Origin of the sequence: Mycobacterium canetti CIPT 140010059 (genome assembly GCF_000253375.1) — a bacterium.
GTDB lineage: Bacteria > Actinomycetota > Actinomycetes > Mycobacteriales > Mycobacteriaceae > Mycobacterium > Mycobacterium tuberculosis.
The window spans coordinates 2,748,641-2,770,517 of sequence record NC_015848.1; the positions used below are offsets into that span (position 1 = coordinate 2,748,641).

The following is a 21,877-nucleotide window of genomic DNA, read 5'->3' on the forward strand; positions in this document are numbered from 1 at the left end:
TCGGTGCATTCGCGCGCTAGCCGATAGGGTCTATCGCCATGTCCGGTGCCACGGTGGGTGCGCGCGAAATCACCATCCGCGGAGTCGTCCTGGGCGCATTGATTACCTTGGTGTTCACCGCGGCCAACGTGTACCTGGGGCTAAGGGTTGGATTGACATTCGCCACTTCCATACCGGCCGCGGTGATCTCGATGGGCGTGCTGCGGTTGTTCGCCAACCACTCAGTGGTGGAGAACAATATTGTTCAGACGATCGCGTCGGCGGCCGGCACGCTGTCGTCGATCATCTTCGTGTTACCGGCACTGCTCATGATCGGCTGGTGGAGCGGGTTTCCGTACTGGACAACGGCGGCGGTGTGTGCACTGGGCGGGATCCTTGGCGTCATGTACTCAATTCCGTTGCGCCGCGCACTCGTCACCGGATCAGACCTGCCGTACCCAGAAGGCGTTGCCGGAGCCGAGGTTCTCAAGATCGGTGACTCCGCACGGGAGATGGAGCACAACCGTAGGGGAATTGGGGTAATCGCCCTGGGCGCGGCAGCGGCGGCGGGATATGCACTGCTGGCATCCCTGCGGGTGATCAACAACTCACTGTCGGCCACCTTCCGAGTAGGTTCCGGTGCGACGATGATCGGTGCCAGCTTGTCGCTGGCGTTGATCGGCGTCGGTCATCTTGTTGGCGTCACCGTCGGTGTCGCAATGATCGTCGGATTGGCTATCGCCTTTGGGGTAATGCTGCCAATACGGACAGCCGGCCAACTGCCGCCGGACGGGGACTACGCCGTCTCCGTCGCCAGAATTTTCTCGACGGACGTGCGGTTCATCGGGGCGGGCGCCATTGCGGTGGCGGCCGCCTGGACGTTCTTGAAGATCCTGGGGCCGATTCTGCGTGGCATCGCCGACGCCGCGGTCTCAGCTCGAACCCGACGCCGAGGGCAAGCGGTTGGCCAGACCGAGCGCGACATCCCGATCCACATCGTGGCCATGGTGGTTCTTCTCTCGCTGATCCCAATCGGATGGCTGCTCGCGGACTTTACCGACGGGACACCGCTCGATGACCGCAGGCCCGGCGCCATCGCCGCCGGGGTACTGCTCGTCTTGGTCATCGGGTTGATGGTCGCTGCGGTCTGCGGTTACATGGCCGGGTTGATCGGCTCGTCGAACAGCCCGATCTCGGGCGTGGGCATTCTGGTGGTGGTGCTGGCCGGTCTGCTGATCAAGACTGCGTATGGTCCGGCCACCGGCTCGCAGATTCCGGCCCTGGTGGCCTACACCGTGTTTACCGCTGCATTGGTCTTCGGCGTGGCGACTATTTCCAACGACAATCTGCAGGACCTCAAAACCGGCCAACTCGTCGGCGCTACCCCATGGAAGCAGCAGGTTGCACTGATCATCGGCGTGCTCGTCGGGTCGGTGGTGATGGCGCCGATCCTGCAGCTGATGCAGGCTGGATTCGGGTTCCAGGGGGCGCCGGGCGCAACGGCCAACGCATTGGCCGCCCCGCAAGCCGCGCTCATGTCCGCGCTGGCCAAGGGAGTATTTGGTGGCTCGCTGAACTGGTCGCTGGTCGGTGTAGGGGCCTTGACCGGCGTGATAGCGGTCGCGCTCGACGAGACACTGGCCAAGACGACAACCAACCTTCGGCTGCCGCCACTAGCGGTGGGTATGGGTATGTACCTGCCGGCCGCACTGACGCTGATGATCCCGATCGGCGCATTCCTCGGGCGGATCTATGACTCCTGGGCGCGGTGGTCTGGGGATGACGACGAGCGCAAGAAACGGTTGGGCGTCATGCTCGCGACGGGCCTGATTGTGGGCGAAAGCCTATACGGGGTGCTCTTTGCCGTCATCGTCGCGACAACTGGCAAAGAGGAGCCGCTGGCCATGGTCGGCGACGGATTCAGGTTTGCCTCCCAGCCGCTGGGAGCCATCGTCTTTGCCGGCCTCCTCGCTTGGCTCTACCAGCGCACCCGGGTCACAGCGTCGTACCGGCTGGCAGCGCCGGCCGGCAGCTCCAAGCCACTGCCCGATTTGCCTGGGTAACCGCATTGCGCCCGAGGGGTCCGGCTTTTCACAGCAACTTCACGGTTGACATCCACCTTGGCTCGCAGCTCTGCGAGGCAGCCTGAGGTGACAAAGCCGGCGGCCCGACACATGCAGCCGAGTTGGCTGGCTCGGAAGGGGGACAGAGTTGACCATGACAGCGAGTGTGGCCAAGGTGACAGCTGCACGCCCGGAGCCAAGCGCGGCGTGGGCTGAAGCCCGGCGGCGGGTACGCCAACGCCGCGAGGACATGCTGCGCCATCCTGCATTTCTGTCCAAGCAGCTCCCTCCCGAACCAGCGCACGACGACGGCGTCGCGGCCGTCTACGACATCGCGGTTGCGCGTCGGCGCCGACCCGCTTGAGCGGTCCCCGACGCGTCAACGTCGCGCCGGCTGCCCGGTAAACCGGCAATCGACGACCGAGCCTTGGCGGGCGCGTCGCGCTCTGCCAGCTGAACTCGCCGAGCCTGGTCGATGTGCCTGGGCTGGTGCCCGCGATGCCCTTGGACGCGCTCCCGCCGGCGAGACAGCCGACGAGTGCCTTGGGCGAATGCACCACGATGCGTCGGCCGGAGGCGGGTAACGAGAAGGTGGCGGTGATCTGGGAAAGCCTGAATGTCGTTCCCCCCGAGTCGCTATAGTCAACTCTGCCGATGGGTCAATGCTGACCAGGCGATGCTCTGGTCGACATGGCTTAGCAATCCTGACATTGTGGAGGTGCCGGATGTCGTTCCTGATTGCTTCGCCGGAGGCGCTAGCGGCGACAGCCACAGATTTGACAGGTATCGGTTCGGCAATCAGCGCGGCGAACGCGGTCGCGGCCGCCCCGACAACAGAGATCCTGGCGGCGGGGACCGACGAGGTGTCAACAGCCATCTCAGCGCTGTTCGGCGCTCATGCCCAGGCATATCAGGCGCTCAGCGCCCACGTGGCGGCATTTCACGACCAGTTCGTGCATACCTTGACCGCCGGTGCCGGCTCATACATGGCCGCCGAGGCCGCCGCCGCCTCGCCTCTGCAGGCTTTGCAGCTGGAGCTGCTCAACGCCATCAATGCACCCACCCTGGCGCTGTTGGGACGCCCGTTGATCGGCGACGGCACCGATGCGGCGCCGGGGAGCGGGGGGGCCGGCGGGGCCGGCGGCATCTTGATCGGCAACGGCGGGGACGGCGGGTCGGGCGCGGCTGACATGCCGGGCGGTGCCGGCGGAGCCGCCGGGCTGTTCGGCAACGGCGGCGCCGGCGGGACCGGCGGGTTCGGCGCCACCGGCACCGGCGGTACCGGCGGTGCCGGCGGGGCCGGCGGACTGTTCGGCGCCGGCGGCAACGGCGGAAACGGCGGGCTCAGTACCCTGCATAATGGCGGGGCCGGCGGGGCCGGCGGGGCCGGCGGACTGTTCGGCGCCGGCGGCGCCGGCGGGACCGGCGGCGCCAGCGACTTAGCCGGGACCGGCCGCGGCGGGGTCGGCGGGGCGGGCGGCGCCGGCGGGCTCTTCGGCATCGGCGGCGCCGGCGGGGGCGGCGGGTCCGCGGTGGCGATCGGGGGTGACGGCGGGGCCGGTGGCGCCGGCGGCGTGTTCAGCGGCGGCGGCGCCGGCGGGGCCGGCGGGGCCGGCGCTATCGCGGGAGATGGTGGGGCCGGGGGCAACGCCGGCACGCTCCCCACCGTCGGCGGGCTGTTCGGCGCCGGCGGGGCCGGCGGGGCCGGCGGGGCCGGCGACGCCATCGGGGGTAGCGGCGGCGCGGGCGGCACCGGTGGGCTGTTGGGTGGTGGCGGCGGCGCGGGCGGCGCCGGCGGGTTCGGCGAGGCCATCGGGGGCGATGGAGGCACCGGCGGCAACGCGGGCTTGCTCTTCGGCGCCGGCGGCGCCGGCGGCAACGGCGGGGGCGCCAGCAACGGCGCGAGTATCGGGGGTGGCGGTGGGTCCGGCGGCGCGGGCGGCATGCTCTACGGTGCCGGCGGCGTCGGCGGCAACGGCGGGGCCGCGGTCGCTATCGGGGGTGACGGCGGGGCCGGCGGCAGGGCCGGAGCGATCGGCAACGGCGGTGACGGCGGCAACGGCGGGACTTCCAACACCCCCGGCGGTAGCGGCGGCGACGGCGGCAATGGCGGGAACGCCGGACTGATCGGCAACGGCGGTAACGGCGGCAACGCCGAGATTGTCATCTCCGGCGGTAGCGTCGCCGGCACCGGTGGCAACGGCGGGTTGCTGTTGGGCTTCAACGGCACGAACGGGCTGCCGTAGCGGGCGAGCCCGCCGGCCTCTGGATCACGTCGATGTGACTTTGACCCGTTCCACGCCGGCATCGTCGACGCCCGATACGCCACCGGCAATCGGCGGCACCCGGGTGGCACGCACGTAGACGGTGTCACCCTCGCGTAGGGCCAGCGCCTCGGCATCGCCGCGGGTGATCTGGGCGGTGAAGGCCCCGCCGGTGGCCGCGCTGGTCAACTCCACGCGGACCTCGAAGCCCAGCACCACCACCCGATCCACAACAGCCCGTAGCACACCGGTGGACCCGGCGGTGCCGTCAGCGGCGGCCACGGCCATATTGGGAGTCCGGCCGACCCGGATGTCGTGCGGGCGCACCAGGGAGCCGTTCAACGTGGAAACCGCTCCCAAGAAGGACATCACGAAGGCGTTCGCCGGGGCGTCGTAGACGTCGGTCGGGGATCCGACCTGCTCGATACGGCCCTTGTGGAGTACGGCGATGCGGTCGGCCACATCCAGCGCTTCGGCCTGATCGTGGGTGACCAGCACCGTGGTGACATGCACCTCGTCGTGCAGGCGGCGCAGCCAGGCACGCAGCTCTTCGCGCACCTTGGCATCGAGTGCGCCGAACGGCTCGTCGAGCAGCAGCACCTCCGGATCGACCGCCAGCGCCCTGGCCAGCGCCATCCGCTGTCGTTGCCCACCGGAGAGCTGATTGGGGTAGCGGCTCTGAAATCCGCTCAGGCCCACCACCTGCAGCAGATTGTCGACCTTGGCCTTGATCTCGGCCTTGGGGCGCTTACGGATCTTCAACCCGAACGCCACGTTGTCACGGACAGTCAGGTGTTTGAACGCCGCGTAGTGCTGGAAGACGAATCCGATGCCACGCCGCTGTGGCGGCACCCGGGTGACGTCGCGGCCGTTGATCGTGATGGTTCCGGTGTCCGGTTGGTCGAGGCCGGCTATGGTGCGCAACAGCGTCGACTTGCCCGAACCGCTGGGGCCCAACAATGCGGTCAGCGAACCGGTCGGTACGACGAAATCCACGTGGTCCAGTGCGACGAAGTCGCCGTAGCGTTTGGTGGCGTCGGCCACGACGATGGCGTAGGTCATTTTCACCGTCTCCTTCTCAGCCCTCGCTGACCGCTCGTGCCCGGCGGGCGTCTAGCACCATCTGGACGATCAGCACCACCACGGAAACCGCCATCAGCAGCGTCGACAGCGCGTAGGCACCGTACTCGGCCCCACGGTGGTAGCGGTCGGAGACCAAGAGGGTCAGTGTTTGCGATGTCCCTGGAAGGTTCGACGAGACGATGATGACCGCCCCATATTCGCCGAGGGTTCGAGCGACGGTCAATACGATGCCGTACGTCAGGCCCCACCGGATGGAGGGCAGCGTGATTCGCCAGAATGTCTGCCACCAACCGGAACCCAGCGTCGCCGCCGCCTGCTCCTGGTCGGTGCCCAATTCGTGCAATACGGGTTCCACTTCGCGCACCACGAATGGACAGGTGACGAACATACTGGCAAGCACGATGCCCGGCAGCCCGAAGATGATCTTGAAGCCGAGGTCCTGCTCGACGAAGCCCAGGGCGCCGGCCGATCCCCACAGCAAGATCAACGACACGCCCACGATGACGGGTGAAACCGCAAAAGGCAGATCGATAATCGCCTGCAAGACGCCCTTGCCGCGGAACCGGTTGCGGGCCAGCACCAATGCCGTCGTGACTCCGAAGATCACGTTCAGCGGTACCACGATAGCCACCACCAGTAGCGACAGGTTCAGCGCTGATATCGCCGCCGGGGTACTGATCCAGGCGTAGAACTGGCCAAAGCCAGGTTCGAAGGTCCGCCACAGGATCAGCGCCACCGGAACGATCAACAGCACAAAGACGTACCCCAGCGCGACCGATCGGACGAGGTAGCGAGCCGCCGGCACGGAGGTCATGCGGCCATCTCCTCACGTTTGGCCGCACGCGCGCCGACGACACGTAGGATGAGCAGCACAATGAACGAAATCGAGAGCAACACAACCGATATCGCGGCCGCTCCGGTGCGGTCGTCGTTCTCGATCAGGGTGCGAATCCATTGCGAAGACACCTCGGTCTTGCCCGGCACGGCCCCGCCGATCAGCACCACCGAACCGAACTCGCCGATAGCGCGCGAAAACGCCAGGCCCGCACCGGATAACAATGCCGGCGTCAGCGACGGCAACACCACCGACGTGAAGATTTTGGCGCCATTGGCGCCCAGCGACGCCGCCGCCTCCTCGGTCTCGCGATCGATTTCCAGCAGCACCGGCTGCACGGCGCGCACCACGAACGGCAGCGTGACGAACGCCAACGCCACCCCAACACCGGTCGCGGTGTGTTGAAAATGAAGCCCCACCGGGCTGTTGTTCCCGTACAGTGCCAACATCACCAGGCTGGCGACGATGGTGGGCAACGCAAACGGCAGATCGATAATCGCATCAACGATCCGCTTGCCAGCGAAGTCGTCACGCACCAGCACCCAGGCGATCAGCAAGCCGAACACCAGGTTGATGACCGTGACTGCGGTCGAAATCGTCAGCGTTACCCGGAACGACTCCATCGCGGCATGCGACGAGACCGCCAGCCAGAAGGCCCGCCAACCACCGCCCGCGGCCTGCCAGACGATGGCGGCCAGCGGCAACAGCACGATCACCGAAAGCCACACCACTGCCATACCGACCCGAACGGAAGGGGGGCCCGCGGGGCCGGAAAGGCGCGCGCGGAACTGCGGCGCGCGGCGTTCGCCGACCAACGATTCCGTCATCCGGTGGCCCGCAGATAAATCTTGGTGATGCTGCCGGTCGCCTTGTCGAACAGCTGAGGATCCACGCTGCCCCAGCCACCGAGGTCGGCGATCGTCCACAGTTTCGCCGGCACCGGAAACAGGTCGGCAAAATCGGCGGCGACCGCCGGATCGACCGGCCGGAAACCGGCCTGCGCCCATAACTTCTGCGCCTGCACGGTGTACTGGAAGTTTCTGAATGCGGTCGCCGCTCCAAGGTGTGTGCTGGTCGCCACTACGGCCAACGGATTTTCGATCTTGAACGTCTGCGGCGGGGTGACGTGCTGCACCGGTTTGCCCGCCCGCTCGGTGGCGATGGCTTCGTTCTCGTAGCTGATCAACACGTCACCGCTGCCCTGGACAAAAACATCGGTGGCTTCCCGCCCCGACCCGGGGCGCAATTTGACGTGTTCATTCACCAATGTATTGACAAAGTCGATCCCCGCTTGGTTATTCCGGCCACCGTCACTTTTCGCGGCGTAGGGGGCTAGCAGATTCCACTTGGCAGAACCCGAACTCAGCGGACTGGGCGTGATGACCTCAATACCCGGGCGCAACAGGTCATCCCAATCTCTGATGTTCTTCGGGTTACCCGCGCGGACCACAAACGTCACCACCGACCCGAACGGGATGCCCTTGGTGGCATCGGCGTCCCAGTCCTTGTCAACCTTGCCGGCCTTGACCAGGCGAGCGATGTCCGGTTCGACCGAGAAGTTCACCAGGTCGGCCGGTTTACCGTCGGCAACACCGCGCGACTGGTCGGCCGACGCGCCATATGAGGTAATCACCTGGACTCCCCTGCCCTGTTCGGAAGCGTTGAACGCGGGAATCACCGCACTCCAGCCGGGTTCCGGGACGGCGTAGGCGACCAGGGTGATGCTCGTATGCGCACGGTCCGGTCCCGCACGGCCGACCACGTCGCTGGGACCGCCATGACACCCCACGCCGATACCGGCGATCAATGCGCACACCACCCCGGCAGGGATAATGTGCCGCCAGCGGGATGCGCTAGCGATGCAGCTCGCTTCAGAAAGCGTCAAGGAGAGCATTGGCGACCTTCCGGTGCGGGACTTTGGACAACGTTCCCGTAGCGGCGGAAAGGCGATCGCTGAACATTGCAGGACTCACGAACTCCACATCAGACCGCGCACGGGTGGGGAGTCAGCGACAACAGTGCAGGTTGGCCGCAGCGCCGCAGACGAGCGCGCCGACATAGCGCCCCGAAAAACCCGATGCTGCGTGCACGTGGCGAAGCCTAACAGAATTCGGCTGGCCGACCAGTTGGCGCGCAGCTCAATGGGTGAGAAGCCAGGTCACGATCACCAGCGCCACCAGCGTGACCAGAACCAACGTGACGTGCGACCTCGGCATCGGGCTACCTGGGCGCCTGATCGGGGCGGCGGGCGCGGCGAATCAACTGAATGACCCGGCCGAGCAGGGCATCCAGCAATGCCGCGGTGAAATAGGCCAAAGCCAGCACGACCGGCATGACTGCCAGCGCCTGCAGCGCGAACGGGAGTCCGGACAGCCACAGCTCGACGCCGTCCCACCAACTCAGGAACCCGTTCATCGGGCCCACACTATAGCGCCGGCAGGCAAAACCCCAGGTGTGTCGCGATTACGGTGACCGCCGACGCCAAACCGCGACACGGCACACGGCTGCTAGGCCCACCTGAGCACGCACCCAACTACGCCGGGCGCCGGGCGTGAAGTGGACGCCGAGCAAGTCGACAGATGATGATGTCGGCATGGTCCTGCACGCTCAACCCCCCGACCAATCGACCGAAACAGCCCGCGAGGCTAAAGCGTTGGCCGGGGCAACGGACGGGGCAACGGCCACATCCGCGGATCTGCACGCACCCATGGCTCTATCGTCCAGTTCGCCACTGCGCAACCCGTTTCCGCCGATCGCCGACTACGCGTTCTTGTCCGATTGGGAAACGACGTGCCTGATTTCGCCGGCGGGTTCGGTGGAGTGGCTGTGTGTGCCACGGCCGGACTCCCCCAGTGTGTTCGGCGCGATCCTGGACCGCAGCGCCGGCCATTTTCGTCTGGGCCCCTACGGTGTTTCGGTGCCTTCGGCGCGACGCTACCTTCCGGGCAGCCTGATCATGGAGACCACCTGGCAGACCCATACCGGCTGGCTGATCGTGCGAGACGCGCTGGTGATGGGTAAATGGCACGATATCGAACGGCGATCGCGGACCCACCGCCGCACCCCGATGGACTGGGACGCCGAGCACATCCTGTTGCGCACGGTGCGCTGCGTCAGCGGCACCGTTGAACTGATGATGAGCTGCGAGCCGGCGTTCGACTATCACCGCTTGGGCGCCACCTGGGAATACTCGGCCGAGGCTTACGGCGAGGCCATAGCCCGCGCCAACACGGAGCCCGACGCGCACCCGACGCTGCGGCTGACCACCAACCTGCGGATCGGGCTGGAGGGCCGGGAAGCACGCGCACGCACCCGGATGAAGGAGGGTGACGACGTGTTCGTCGCGCTGAGCTGGACCAAACACCCGCCGCCGCAGACCTACGACGAGGCCGCCGACAAGATGTGGCACACCACCGAGTGCTGGCGGCAGTGGATCAACATTGGCAACTTCCCCGACCACCCATGGCGGGCGTACCTGCAGCGCAGCGCGCTGACCCTGAAGGGGTTGACCTACTCCCCCACCGGGGCGCTGCTCGCGGCGAGCACCACGTCGCTGCCGGAAACCCCGCGAGGCGAACGCAACTGGGACTACCGCTACGCCTGGATTCGCGACTCGACCTTCGCGCTGTGGGGGCTCTACACCCTGGGATTGGACCGGGAAGCCGACGACTTCTTTGCGTTTATCGCCGACGTGTCCGGCGCCAACAACAACGAGCGCCATCCGCTGCAGGTGATGTACGGGGTGGGCGGTGAACGCAGCCTGGTCGAAGCGGAGCTGCACCATCTGTCCGGCTACGATCATGCCCGCCCGGTGCGCATCGGCAACGGCGCCTACGACCAGCGCCAACACGACATCTGGGGTTCGATCCTGGACTCGTTTTACCTGCACGCAAAGTCCCGCGAGCAAGTCCCGGAGAACCTATGGCCGGTGCTGAAGCGGCAGGTGGAAGAGGCCATCAAGCATTGGCGTGAGCCCGACCGGGGAATCTGGGAGGTGCGCGGCGAGCCGCAACACTTCACGTCGTCGAAGGTGATGTGCTGGGTCGCCTTGGACCGGGGGGCCAAACTGGCCGAGCGTCAGGGCGAGAAAAGCTACGCCCAGCAGTGGCGGGCCATCGCCGACGAGATCAAGGCCGACATTCTGGAACACGGGGTGGACTCGCGCGGCGTGTTCACCCAGCGCTACGGCGATGAGGCGTTGGACGCCTCACTGCTGCTGGTGGTGCTGACCCGATTCCTGCCGCCGGACGACCCGCGGGTGCGCAACACCGTGCTGGCCATCGCCGACGAGCTGACCGAGGACGGCCTGGTGTTGAGGTACCGGGTGCATGAGACCGACGACGGGCTTTCCGGCGAGGAAGGCACGTTCACCATCTGCTCGTTTTGGCTGGTATCGGCGCTGGTCGAGATCGGTGAGGTGGGCCGCGCCAAGCGGCTGTGCGAGCGGCTGTTGTCCTTCGCCAGCCCGCTGCTGCTCTACGCGGAGGAGATTGAGCCGCGGAGCGGGCGTCACCTGGGCAACTTCCCGCAGGCGTTCACCCACCTGGCACTGATCAACGCCGTGGTCCACGTGATTCGCGCCGAGGAGGAAGCCGACAGCTCGGGGATGTTTCAGCCCGCCAACGCCCCCATGTAGGACTTCCGATGCCGAGCAGACGCAAAATCACCCAAATTCGGGCTCTTCTGACACTTCCGTGGGTGAGTTTGTGTCCTGAGTAGGCGCACGTCGTTGTGGCTTAAGGTTTCTGGCTTGTCAAGGATCAGAAACACAAGGAGCCGACAACGACGTGCGCAATGTGAGGCTATTTCGTGCGCTGCTGGGTGTCGACAAGCGCACCGTGATTGAGGACATCGAATTCGAGGAGGATGACGCCGGAGACGGTGCGCGGGTGATCGCCCGGGTGCGGCCACGAAGTGCAGTGTTGCGCCGCTGTGGTCGCTGCGGTCGCAAGGCGTCCTGGTATGACCGCGGTGCGGGCCTGCGCCAATGGCGCAGTCTGGATTGGGGCACCGTCGAGGTGTTCTTGGAGGCCGAGGCGCCGCGGGTGAACTGCCCCACCCATGGGCCGACGGTGGTGGCGGTGCCGTGGGCGCGTCATCATGCCGGGCACACGTATGCTTTCGATGACACGGTGGCCTGGCTGGCGGTGGCGTGTTCGAAGACCGCGGTGTGCGAGTTGATGCGGATCGCCTGGCGCACCGTCGGGGCGATCGTGGCCCGGGTCTGGGCCGACACCGAAAAGCGCATTGACCGGTTCGCGAACTTGCGCCGCATCGGTATCGATGAGATCTCCTACAAGCGCCACCACCGGTACCTGACGGTGGTCGTCGATCACGACAGCGGCCGGTTGGTGTGGGCCGCCCCGGGCCACGACAAGGCCACCCTGGGCTTGTTCTTCGATGCCCTGGGCGCTGAGCGGGCCGCCCAGATTACTCACGTTTCGGCCGATGCCGCGGACTGGATCGCTGACGTGGTCACCGAGCGCTGCCCGGATGCGATTCAATGCGCCGATCCGTTTCATGTGGTGGCCTGGGCCACCGAGGCGCTCGACGTCGAGCGGCGCCGAGCCTGGAACGACGCACGGGCGATCGCGCGCACCGAACCCAAGTGGGGCCGGGGCCGGCCCGGTAAGAACGCCGCACCACGTCCGGGCCGCGAGCGGGCACGGCGGCTCAAGGGCGCCCGCTACGCGCTGTGGAAGAACCCCGAGGACCTCACCGAACGCCAAAGCGCCAAACTGGCCTGGATCGCCAAGACCGATCCCCGTCTGTATCGCGCCTACCTGCTCAAAGAGGGCCTGCGGCATGTGTTTTCGGTCAAGGGCGAGGAAGGTAAACAGGCCCTGGACCGGTGGATCTCCTGGGCCCAGCGTTGTCGCATCCCGGTATTCGTCGAGCTTGCCGCCCGCATCAAACGCCACCGGGTGGCCATCGACGCCGCCCTCGACCACGGCCTATCCCAAGGCCTGATCGAATCCACCAACACCAAGATCCGCCTACTGACCCGGATCGCGTTCGGATTCCGCTCACCACAAGCCCTCATCGCCCTAGCCATGCTCGCCCTCGCCGGCCACCGCCCCACCCTGCCAGGCCGACACAACCACCCACAGATCAGTCAGTAGAGCCCAAATTCGGGCCGAAATGGGCGATTTTGCGTCTGCTCGGCAAACGTCAACTCAATTCGCTGATCCTGTCCATCATCGCGTGTGCGATATCGACGGCGCTGATGCTGATGTCGGCCGACCCCTGATCCGACGGGTGGGTGATGCCAAAGAAGGTGACCGCGACCTCGACCACGCAATTGCCCCGTACGCCGACGGCACGGGCCTGAGGGACGGACGCCAGTATGGAGTGCGTGCCGCGTCGCAGCGAGACCGTTGCCGCGACAACTGAATCCGCAACCCGGACGTCGGTGATGGAGCGTTGACCGAACGCGCTGGCGGGCACCGTCAGCGTTGTGCCATCACATTCCTTCCACTGCGCAGAAAACCTCGCGAACAGATCATCGGCGGCTGCCGCGGAAGGCAGGGCGACGACACCCTCATCGACGTCATCCACCTTCACCGAGGAACCGTCGTGTCGCCACGACACCCGGGCGACGCGTTTGACCTCGACGGACCGGTAAACGTTCCGCTGCGTCAGGTAACCGACGCCCACGCAGTCAGCGGGCCGAGCCGATACATCACTGTCTCCCAAACTGTCGCTGCCCCCGAACACCGGCGGGAAAGGTGGAAGGGCCTGAAACGGCTGGTTGAGGAGCGTTGACAGCGCAGCGCCGTCGAGCGGTACCCGCTGGATCAGTGAACCCGTCAGCGGACGCGGCACTGCGTTCGGCGCCAGACCTGCTTTCCCGGCCGTCGTTGTGGTGCACCCGGCAGCGAGGAACACGGCAAACAGCGGAACCACCCAGCGCCAGCGGTTTGTCACTTCTTGCCTTTGTCCCCGGCGGCATCGGTGGACAATGCCGCGACGAAAGCCTCCTGTGGCACCTCGACGCGCCCGATGGTCTTCATCCGCTTCTTGCCTTCCTTCTGCTTCTCCAGCAGCTTGCGTTTGCGCGTGATGTCGCCGCCGTAGCACTTGGACAACACGTCCTTGCGGATCGCGCGGATGTTTTCGCGGGCAATGATTTTCGATCCGATGGCGGCCTGCACCGGCACCTCGAACTGCTGGCGCGGGATCAGCTCCTTGAGTTTGGTGGTCATCTTGTTGCCGTAGGCATACGCCGTATCCTTGTGCACGATCGCGCTGAACGCATCCACCGCCTCGCCCTGCAGCAGGATGTCGACCTTGACCAGCGCGGCCTCCTGTTCGCCGGCCTCCTCGTAGTCGAGGCTGGCATAGCCGCGGGTGCGCGATTTCAGTGCGTCGAAGAAGTCGAAGATGATCTCGCCGAGCGGCATGGTGTAGCGCAGTTCCACCCGCTCGGGGGAGAGATAGTCCATGCCGCCCAACTCGCCGCGGCGCGACTGGCACAGCTCCATGATGGTGCCGATGAACTCGCTGGGCGCGATGATGGTGGTCTTGACGACGGGCTCGTAGACCGTGCGGATCTTGCCCTCCGGCCAGTCCGACGGATTGGTCACCCGGATTTCGGTGCCGTCGTCTTTGTGCACCCGGTACACCACATTGGGTGAAGTCGAGATCAGGTCCAGGCCGAACTCGCGCTCAAGGCGCTCACGGGTGATCTCCATGTGCAGCAGGCCCAAGAAACCGCACCGGAACCCAAAACCCAGCGCCACCGAGGTTTCCGGCTCATAGGTCAAGGCCGCGTCGTTGAGCTGCAGCTTGTCCAGGGCGTCGCGCAGGTTCGGGTAGTCCGAACCGTCGACCGGATACAACCCCGAGTAGACCATCGGTTTGGGCTCACGGTAGCCGGTCAACGCTTCGGCTGCAGCCCCGCGGGCCCGGGAGAGGCTGGTCACGGTGTCGCCCACCTTGGACTGGCGGACGTCCTTGACGCCGGTGATCAGGTAACCCACCTCGCCGACACCGAGGCCCTCACACGGTTTCGGCTCGGGTGAGACGATGCCGACCTCAAGCAGCTCGTGGGTGGCGCCGGTGGACATCATCATGATGCGCTCACGGGGGCTGATCTTGCCGTCGACGACGCGGACGTAGGTCACCACTCCGCGGTAGATGTCGTAAACGGAGTCGAAAATCATTGCGCGGGTAGGTGCCTCGGCGTCGCCCTGCGGGGGCGGCACCTGTCGGACCACCTCGTCGAGCAGGTCGGACACGCCTTCGCCGGTTTTGCCGGACACCCGCAACACCTCGGCCGGCTCGCAGCCGATGATGTGTGCCATCTCGGCGGCGTAACGGTCCGGGTCGGCCGCAGGCAGGTCGATCTTGTTGAGCACCGGGATGATGTGCAGGTCGCGGTCCAACGCCAGGTAGAGGTTCGCCAGCGTCTGCGCCTCGATGCCTTGCGCGGCATCGACCAACAGCACCGCACCCTCGCAAGCCTCCAGCGCACGCGAGACTTCGTAGGTGAAGTCGACATGGCCCGGGGTGTCGATCAGATGCAGCACGTAGTCGGTCTTGTCGACCCGCCAGGGTAGCCGCACATTCTGGGCCTTGATGGTGATGCCGCGTTCCCGCTCGATGTCCATCCGATCCAAGTACTGGGCCCGCATAGAGCGTTCGTCGACCACGCCGGTGAGCTGCAGCATCCGGTCGGCCAACGTTGACTTGCCGTGGTCGATGTGGGCGATGATGCAAAAGTTCCTAATCTGCGCCGGCGCAGTGAAGGTTTTGTCGGCGAAACTGCTGATGGGAATCTCCTGGAGCGGGGGTTGACGGGTATCCAGGGTATCCGCGTCGGGCAGCTGCGACCCAATCGCGCTCGGTCGATCGCGTCTATGCTGCGAGCATGGCGTCCGCACGGAAGTCACAGTGGAAAACGTTGCAGCGCTTCGCGGAGAACCTGGTGTTCACTGAGGCTCCTAAGCTGGTGCGTCAGCTGCAAAACACGCAGGAAACGCTTCGCACAATCCGGCAAGCCGTCAAGATCACCGCGAACATCATGACCACCGCCGTGCCGTCGCCACCGGCCGAAATTGCCGCGGGCCGGCCGGTGACCAGCACCAGCTGTCCCACCGCAGCGCGGGCCCGCAGACTTGTCTACGCCCCGGACCTCGATGGCCGGGCCGATCCCGGCGAGATCGTGTGGACTTGGGTGGCCTACGAGCAGGACCCCACCCGCGGCAAAGACCGACCCGTGCTCGTCGTGGGCCGAGACCGCAGCGTTCTGTTGGGGTTGCTGGTGTCCAGCCAGGAGCGCCATGCTGCCGACCGGGACTGGGTGGGAATCGGTTCTGGCGCTTGGGACTACGAGGGCCGAGAAAGCTGGGTACGGCTGGACCGGGTGCTCGACGTGCCCGAGGAGAGTATCCGCCGCGAAGGCGCGATTCTGGAACGCGAGGTCTTCGACGTGGTAGCCGCCCGGCTGCGTGCCGACTACGCCTGGCGCTAAACCGGGCCGGGCGGCCAGCGCAATCGGCTGGGCAACGAGCCCCGATCAGGCCCCAATCAGCCCCGCCTGGCGACGACGCGGGCCGCTGGGCGGCCCGCTGAGGAGCCGGGCAATCAGCCCCGCCCGGCGACGATGCGGGCCGCCCAGCGGCCCGCTGAGGAGCCGGGCAATCAGCCCTGAGTGATGTAGGACTGAAGCTGCTGCTGCTCGGCCTCGAGTTCTCCCATGCGCGATTTCACCACGTCACCGATGCTGACGATGCCGATCAGTTTCTTCCCGTCGAGCACCGGCACGTGGCGGACCCGGTTTTCGGTCATCAGCACACTGATCTTGTCGACCGTGTCGGATTTTGTACAGGTGGCGACGGTGGTCGACATAATCTTGGCGACCGGGCGAGACAGCACGCTGGCACCATACGTGTGTAGCTGGCGCACCACGTCGCGTTCCGACACGATACCGACCACGCCTTCGGCGCCGACCACTACCATGGCGCCGATGTTCTGCTCAGCGAGGCCAGCGAGCAGCTCCCCGACCGTGGCGTCAGGGTTGATCGTCACCACCGCCGCCCCCTTGTTCCGCAAGACGTCCGCGATGCGCATCAAAGCCTCCCGCCGGTGGTGAGCTGGTTCACACCAGGCTACGGCGAACTCGGGCGGCGGGAAAGCCGATACCGGAATATGCGGCATCTAGCACCCGAACCCGCAGGTGCCCGGCGGTCGGTAGCTGCGTAGCCCGGGCAGGAATTCGGCCGCCGACAACCCCCATGTCGGCCGCATCCTCGAGGCTAAAACTCGTTGGCCATCAGCCGAATCGGTCGATCGGGGCCGCTGGATCCATCGAGCTTGTCAGGATAGGGCCATGCTTGAGATCACGTTGCTCGGAACTGGGAGCCCCATTCCCGACCCGGACCGTGCCGGACCATCCACTCTGGTGCGGGCCGGCGCGCAGGCGTTCCTGGTGGACTGCGGTCGCGGCGTGCTGCAACGCGCGGCGGCCGTCGGTGTGGGCGCCGCAGGATTGTCGGCGGTGCTGCTCACCCATTTGCACAGCGACCATATCGCCGAGCTCGGCGACGTGCTTATCACCAGTTGGGTCACCAACTTCGCTACTGATCCCGCGCCCTTGCCGATCATCGGACCGCCGGGCACCGCCGAAGTGGTGGAGGCGACGTTGAAGGCATTCGGTCACGACATCGGCTATCGGATCGCCCACCACGCCGATCTGACGACACCACCACCGATCGAGGTGCACGAATACACCGCAGGCCCAGCTTGGGATCGCGACGGCGTGACAATCCGGGTGGCCCCTACCGATCATCGGCCGGTCACGCCGACGATCGGGTTCCGGATCGAATCCGACGGTGCTTCGGTGGTGCTCGCCGGTGACACCGTTCCTTGTGACAGCCTCGACCAGCTGGCCGCCGGAGCGGATGCGTTGGTACACACGGTGATCCGCAAAGACATCGTCACGCAGATCCCGCAGCAACGGGTCAAGGACATCTGCGATTACCACTCGTCGGTGCAGGAAGCCGCCGCAACCGCGAACCGCGTAGGGGTGGGAACCCTGGTCATGACGCACTATGTGCCGGCTATCGGGCCCGGACAAGAAGAACAGTGGCGGGCGCTGGCCGCGACCGAGTTCAGCGGGCGGATCGAGGTCGGCAACGACCTACACCGAGTCGAGGTGCACCCGCGGCGCTAGCACGCCAGCTATGACCAACCAGCCCCGACACCAGGGCGATCGATAAGGCAAGAAGTAGATCGCCCGAACCAGCGCCGGGTCCGTGCTGACCCTCGGGCGCCACACGGTCTTGCCCAGCAAACCGGTCAGCCCGGACGCTCCCGCCCGCCACGGTGCCGCCGGCCAACGCCGATCGTCGAACCCCACCCGGTCACTGAAAGCTGCCGCAGGCGGTTGGCTGATGCAACACCGCGGTGGCAATACGTGCAGCGCGACCGGCTCATCGCGGATCTACGGCGCAACCGCGGTGATCGGCGTCACGCCGCGGGTGCGACCCCCACGGGACCTCGGTTCCCACTGCTGTTTGGCGGTGAATCGCTGACACCGTGGACGGCGCCCAGCCGCGGCTGTTCGCGGTGGTGCAGCCGACCCGATTTCACGGAAACACAGGCTGTCATCAGCGAGGGAAACTATTCGCCGTGCAAAGCATTTCCATGGCGCCACACCGATAGCCGGCTTGTGCTGATCGCACGTCCCGATATCTTATGCAGTCGCGGTCCGGAGGCAATGCGGGCCAAAGCCGCCGATTTGGACTTGGCTGCGGCGGCAAAGACGGTCGGAGTGCAGCCCGCCGCCGATCAGGTGGCGGCGGCAATTGCCGCAATATTGCTGTCACACGCCCAGATCTACCAGGACATCAGCACACAGATGGCGGCATTCCACGACCAGCTCGTAGAGAACCGCACGGCAGATAGCACGTCGTACGCCAGCGCCGAGGCCAACGCCCAGCAGAGCCTGCTCAATGCGATGGATGCACCGAGCTGGAAACAGCGCCGAGAAACCGTCGGCGAGGTGGGGCTCCCAGCGGACCCAGCGGGATCCGGCACGGCGACGGCGGCAGTGGCGGCGGCGACGACGGCGCGGGCAGGAAGCCGTTCGGCCGCCCAGGCAACCGTGGCGCCTATCGGCGGGCTGAAACTCCGCCGCGAATCTGCGCTAAGCCAGCCGGGTGATCTCCACCACCACGTCGAGGTCGGTGACGCCCTCCCCAGAGTAGATCCCTTTCAGCGGGGAAACGTCGGTGTAGTCGCGGCCTACACCCACACTGATGTATTGCTCGGTGATCTCATTGTCATTGGTGGGGTCGTAGTGCCACCAACCACCGGTCCAGGCCTGAACCCAGGCATGGCTGCGCCCGTCTACCGTCTTTCCCACCACGGCATCACGCTTAGGGTGTAGATACCCAGACACGTACCGACAGGGAATTCCCATGCTGCGCAACACCATCAGCGACAAGTGCACGAAGTCCTGGCAGACGCCCTTGCCTTGTTCCAGCGCATCGAGCCCGGACGAGTGCACACTGGTGGTGCCCGGAATGTAGTCCAGCTCGCTGCGCGCCCACCGGGCGGCGGCGACTACGGCCTCGCTGGGCTCATGGCATTTCCTGATCCGCCTGCCGACGGCATCAACGCGGGCGCTTGCCGGGGTGTGCGGGGTTGGGCGGAGCACTTCGTCGAACCGGTCGATCACGGCCGTCGATTGCAGGTCGGCCCAGGTTGCCTTGGCGGCCAACGGCTCCGGGCGCTCGGTCTCCACCACCGACGAGGACGTCACCGTCAGTTCGGTGTGCGGCGCATGCAAGTCAAACGCCGTCACGGCAGTACCCCAATAATCGATATAGCGGTAGGAGCGGGTGGCCGGGATGGTTTCGACTCGGTTGAGGACGAGGTTCTGCCGCGAACTCGACCGAGGGGTCAGCCGGGCTTCGTTGTATGAGGCCGTCACCGGCGACTGGTAGACATATCCGGTGGTGTGCACCACCCGAGTTCGCCACATCAGGATTCCTCTTGGCTTCCGACGAGTTGGCCACGCTGGCCTGCATCCGACCACGCAACCCAGGGAGCTGCGTGAAAGTACTGCAGCGCCAATGCATCTCCGACATCACGACAGGTCGTCTGCAAGCCCGCCAGGCGGCTCTCCAAGGTCTCGAGCAGGACGCCGGGTTGCACGAATTCCAGCTCGCTGCGTGCTTGCCCTAACAACCGCTGTGCTTCGGTGGTCGCCCCGATCCGGCTGTGCGGATTGTGCATCAACTCGGCGAGATTGTGTTCGGCCAGCTTCAACGAGTGAAAGACCGAGCGCGGGAAAAGCCGGTCGAGCATCATGAACTCCACCACCCGGCCCGCGTCCAGCACACCGCGGTAGGTGCGCAGGTACGTGTCGTGCGCACCCGCCGAGCGCAGCAGCGTCACCCAGGCCGGCGACGATGCGCTATCCCCCACCCGTGACAGCAACAGCCGCACCGTCATGTCGACCCGCTCAATCGCGCGCCCAAGCAACATGAAGCGATATCCGTCGTCACGCAAAAGCGTCGAATCGGCCAGGCCGGCAAACATCGCCGCACGGCCCTCGATGAACGACAGAAACTCGTGCGGCCCAAGGCGTTTGGCAGCGCGTTCGCGTTCAGGCAGGGCGTTATAGGTGGTGTTGAGACACTCCCACGTCTCGCTGGAGGTGACTTCCCGCGCCGATTTTGCGTTTTCCCGTGCCGCCGAGATCGCGTCGACAATGGAAGAACCACCCTGGCTATTGGTGCTGAAAGCCACCAGGTCCGTCAAGGACCAGACATCCAGCTCGTGGTCGGGCGGCTCGATGCCCAGCACCCGCAGCAGCAGCCGGGAGGCCTGGTCGGGATCGACACTGGAATCCTCGAGCAATTGATGCACCGCGACGTCGAGAATGCGCGCGGTGTCGTCGGCGCGCTCGACGTAGCGACCGATCCAATACAGTGCTTCGGCGTTGCGGGCGAGCATCAGTGGAACGCCTGCTGTTGTTGTTGCTGCTGTTGCGGTTGTTGGTCGTGCGGTTCATACCCGGACGCGTCCACCGTCGGGTCGCACAGCGGCTGCGGCAGCGAACGCACAATCTGTGCAGCGCCCAACTCGCGGGCGGCCGCCGAAGCGCGCGGGGCCAGCACCCAGGTGTCCTTGGAGCCGCCGCCTTGGCTGGAGTTGACCACCCGGGAACCCTCAACCAACGCCACTCGGGTCAGCCCGCCCGGCAGCACCCATACCTCGTTACCGTCGTTGACCGCGAACGGCCGCAAGTCCACGTAGCGGGGCGCCAGCGTGCCTTCGATCCGGGTCGGCACGGTCGACAGTTCCATCATCGGCTGCGCGATCCAGCTGCGGGGATCGTCGCGGATCTTTTGGCTAACGGCCGCCAATTCGGCCTGAGAGGCTTCCGGGCCGAACACGATGCCGTAACCACCGGATCCCTCGACCGGCTTGAGGACCAATTCGCGGATCCGGTCCAACACCTCTTCGCGTTCGTCATCCAGCCAGCATCGGAGGGTTTCCACGTTCGCCAGCAGCGGCTTTTCGTGCAGGTAGTACTCGATCATGGTCGGCACGTACGTGTAGACGAGTTTGTCGTCACCGACTCCGTTGCCGATCGCACTGGACAGCACGACGTTGCCGGCCCGGGCAGCGTTGACCAATCCGGCCACCCCGAGCACCGAATCGGCACGGAACTGCAGCGGATCCAGGAAGGCGTCATCAATGCGCCGATAGATGACGTCGACCTGGCGCTCCCCCTCGGTGGTGCGCATGTATACCTGGTTGTCTCGACAGAACAGGTCACGGCCCTCGACCAGTTCGACACCCATCTGCCGGGCCAGCAATGAATGCTCGAAATACGCCGAGTTGTAGACCCCAGGGGTCAGAACCACGACCGTGGGGTCGGCCTCGTTGGTGGCCGCCGAGTTGCGCAGCGCGCGCAGCAGGTGCGAAGCGTAGTCATCGACCGCCCGCACCCGATGGGTGGCGAACAGGTTCGGAAAGACCCGCGCCATGGTGCGCCGGTTCTCCATCACATACGACACCCCCGACGGCGAGCGCAGGTTGTCCTCGAGAACCCGAAAGTCGCCGCGGTCGTCGCGGATCAGGTCGATGCCGGCGACGTGGATTCGCACACCGTTGGGTGGCACGATCCCGACTGCCTGACGGTGAAAGTGCTCACAGGAGGTCACCAACCGGCGCGGGATGACACCGTCGCGCAGAATCTCCTGATCACCATAGATGTCGTCGAGGTAGCACTCGAGGGCCTTGACCCGCTGGGTGATGCCACGTTCCAGTCGGGTCCACTCGGGGGCCGAAATGACCCGTGGCACCAGGTCGAGCGGGAACGGCCGCTCCTGGCCCGACAGCGAAAACGTGATGCCCTGGTCGATGAACGCACGCCCCAGCGCATCAGCGCGGGCCTTGAGTTCGGACGCGTCCGACGGCGCCAGCTCGGCGTAGATACCTTTGTAGGGGCCGCGGACAATGCCCTGGGCATCGAACATTTCGTCGAAGGCCATCGCATAGACGTCCGACGTGTTGTAGCCGCCGAAGATGCGTTCGCCGCGTGTGGGCGACCGCCGCCGGGTCTCGTTGAGTTGGTTTGGCAGACTCACGCGTCTCATGCTGCCTCAAATTCGACATTCCGGCAGACCACA

18 protein-coding genes and 3 pseudogenes are annotated in these 21,877 nt (G+C 65.9%); 10 read left to right on the top strand and 11 right to left on the bottom strand.

Annotation, left to right across the window (positions count from 1 at the left end):
• The first annotated feature begins 38 nt into the window (after positions 1-38).
• The 4 genes and pseudogenes from MCAN_RS12725 to MCAN_RS12740 all read left to right on the top strand — a co-directional run.
• A complete protein-coding gene (locus tag MCAN_RS12725; RefSeq protein ID WP_014001254.1) occupies positions 39-2,042 on the top strand; it encodes an OPT family oligopeptide transporter in 2,004 nt (667 codons plus the stop codon).
• A gap of 148 nt (positions 2,043-2,190) precedes the next feature.
• The gene (locus MCAN_RS12730) at positions 2,191-2,406 is read left to right on the top strand and encodes a hypothetical protein (protein ID WP_080603721.1); all 216 of its coding nucleotides are present in this window, start codon (positions 2,191-2,193) and stop codon (positions 2,404-2,406) included.
• 113 nt (positions 2,407-2,519) lie between these two features.
• Positions 2,520-2,684, top strand: a complete 165-nt coding sequence (locus MCAN_RS12735) for a hypothetical protein (RefSeq protein WP_080603722.1) — start codon at positions 2,520-2,522, stop codon at positions 2,682-2,684.
• An 83-nt stretch (positions 2,685-2,767) separates the two neighbouring features.
• Positions 2,768-3,793 (top strand): annotated as a pseudogene (locus MCAN_RS12740) (PE family protein); the annotation flags it as partial.
• Between the two features lie 519 nt (positions 3,794-4,312).
• Here MCAN_RS12740 and MCAN_RS12745 read toward each other — a convergent pair.
• From MCAN_RS12745 to MCAN_RS12760, 4 genes are read right to left on the bottom strand one after another with little or no spacing between them, the layout of a single operon-like run.
• Positions 4,313-5,368: a sulfate/molybdate ABC transporter ATP-binding protein gene (locus MCAN_RS12745; RefSeq protein WP_003412325.1), complete on the bottom strand. Its 1,056-nt coding sequence runs from the start codon at positions 5,366-5,368 to the stop codon at positions 4,313-4,315.
• Between the two features lie 16 nt (positions 5,369-5,384).
• Positions 5,385-6,203, bottom strand: coding sequence for a sulfate ABC transporter permease subunit CysW (cysW, locus tag MCAN_RS12750; protein WP_014001256.1), 819 nt, complete (start codon positions 6,201-6,203; stop codon positions 5,385-5,387).
• Positions 6,200-7,051: a sulfate ABC transporter permease subunit CysT gene (gene cysT, locus MCAN_RS12755; RefSeq protein ID WP_003412332.1), complete on the bottom strand. Its 852-nt coding sequence runs from the start codon at positions 7,049-7,051 to the stop codon at positions 6,200-6,202. The genes cysW and cysT overlap by 4 nt, the downstream gene beginning before the upstream one ends.
• The gene (locus MCAN_RS12760; RefSeq protein ID WP_003412335.1) at positions 7,048-8,118 is read right to left on the bottom strand and encodes a sulfate ABC transporter substrate-binding protein; all 1,071 of its coding nucleotides are present in this window, start codon (positions 8,116-8,118) and stop codon (positions 7,048-7,050) included. Before MCAN_RS12760 ends, cysT begins: the two co-directional genes overlap by 4 nt.
• A gap of 13 nt (positions 8,119-8,131) precedes the next feature.
• On the opposite strand from MCAN_RS12760, the pseudogene MCAN_RS12765 reads away from it, so the two are divergent.
• Positions 8,132-8,460: pseudogene (locus MCAN_RS12765) on the top strand (hypothetical protein).
• Here MCAN_RS12765 and MCAN_RS12770 read toward each other — a convergent pair.
• Positions 8,445-8,648 (bottom strand): hypothetical protein, encoded by a 204-nt coding sequence (locus MCAN_RS12770; protein WP_003412337.1) that lies wholly within the window; start codon positions 8,646-8,648, stop codon positions 8,445-8,447. The pseudogene MCAN_RS12765 and the gene MCAN_RS12770 sit on opposite strands and share 16 nt — an antisense overlap.
• Before the next feature lie 169 nt (positions 8,649-8,817).
• On the opposite strand from MCAN_RS12770, the gene MCAN_RS12775 reads away from it, so the two are divergent.
• Both MCAN_RS12775 and MCAN_RS12780 read left to right on the top strand, forming a co-directional pair.
• Entirely contained in the window at positions 8,818-10,860 is a 2,043-nt protein-coding gene (locus MCAN_RS12775; RefSeq protein WP_041180116.1) for a glycoside hydrolase family 15 protein, read from the top strand.
• Between the two features lie 151 nt (positions 10,861-11,011).
• A complete protein-coding gene (locus MCAN_RS12780; protein ID WP_014000151.1) occupies positions 11,012-12,346 on the top strand; it encodes an ISL3-like element IS1557 family transposase in 1,335 nt (444 codons plus the stop codon).
• Between the two features lie 49 nt (positions 12,347-12,395).
• On the opposite strand, the gene MCAN_RS12785 is transcribed toward MCAN_RS12780, so the two are convergent.
• Complete coding sequence (locus tag MCAN_RS12785; RefSeq protein WP_014001259.1) at positions 12,396-13,151, bottom strand: sensor domain-containing protein; 756 nt, start codon at positions 13,149-13,151, stop codon at positions 12,396-12,398.
• On the bottom strand, positions 13,148-15,109 hold the full coding sequence (gene lepA, locus MCAN_RS12790) for a translation elongation factor 4 (RefSeq protein ID WP_003900516.1): 1,962 nt from the start codon (positions 15,107-15,109) through the stop codon (positions 13,148-13,150). The genes MCAN_RS12785 and lepA overlap by 4 nt, the downstream gene beginning before the upstream one ends.
• On the opposite strand from lepA, the gene MCAN_RS12800 reads away from it, so the two are divergent.
• Positions 15,097-15,699, top strand: coding sequence for a type II toxin-antitoxin system PemK/MazF family toxin (locus tag MCAN_RS12800; RefSeq protein ID WP_041180117.1), 603 nt, complete (start codon positions 15,097-15,099; stop codon positions 15,697-15,699). The two genes, lepA and MCAN_RS12800, sit on opposite strands and share 13 nt — an antisense overlap.
• A 170-nt stretch (positions 15,700-15,869) precedes the next feature.
• Here MCAN_RS12800 and MCAN_RS12805 read toward each other — a convergent pair whose 3' ends face one another.
• Entirely contained in the window at positions 15,870-16,298 is a 429-nt protein-coding gene (locus MCAN_RS12805; protein ID WP_003412347.1) for a CBS domain-containing protein, read from the bottom strand.
• 259 nt (positions 16,299-16,557) lie between these two features.
• On the opposite strand from MCAN_RS12805, the gene MCAN_RS12810 reads away from it, so the two are divergent.
• Positions 16,558-17,400 carry an Rv2407 family type 3 sulfatase gene (locus tag MCAN_RS12810; protein ID WP_014001261.1) on the top strand — a complete coding sequence of 281 codons (843 nt, stop codon included), beginning with the start codon at positions 16,558-16,560 and terminating at the stop codon, positions 17,398-17,400.
• Between the two features lie 546 nt (positions 17,401-17,946).
• Positions 17,947-18,150: pseudogene (locus MCAN_RS23635) on the top strand (PE family protein); the annotation flags it as partial.
• 225 nt (positions 18,151-18,375) lie between these two features.
• On the opposite strand, the gene MCAN_RS12820 reads toward MCAN_RS23635, so the two are convergent.
• From MCAN_RS12820 to MCAN_RS12830, 3 genes are read right to left on the bottom strand one after another with little or no spacing between them, the layout of a single operon-like run.
• A complete protein-coding gene (locus tag MCAN_RS12820) occupies positions 18,376-19,215 on the bottom strand; it encodes a transglutaminase-like domain-containing protein (protein WP_003412357.1) in 840 nt (279 codons plus the stop codon).
• Positions 19,215-20,192: an alpha-E domain-containing protein gene (locus MCAN_RS12825; RefSeq protein WP_003412359.1), complete on the bottom strand. Its 978-nt coding sequence runs from the start codon at positions 20,190-20,192 to the stop codon at positions 19,215-19,217. Before MCAN_RS12825 ends, MCAN_RS12820 begins: the two co-directional genes overlap by 1 nt.
• Positions 20,192-21,844 (bottom strand): circularly permuted type 2 ATP-grasp protein, encoded by a 1,653-nt coding sequence (locus MCAN_RS12830; RefSeq protein WP_014001263.1) that lies wholly within the window; start codon positions 21,842-21,844, stop codon positions 20,192-20,194. Before MCAN_RS12830 ends, MCAN_RS12825 begins: the two co-directional genes overlap by 1 nt.
• Positions 21,845-21,877 lie beyond the last annotated feature (33 nt).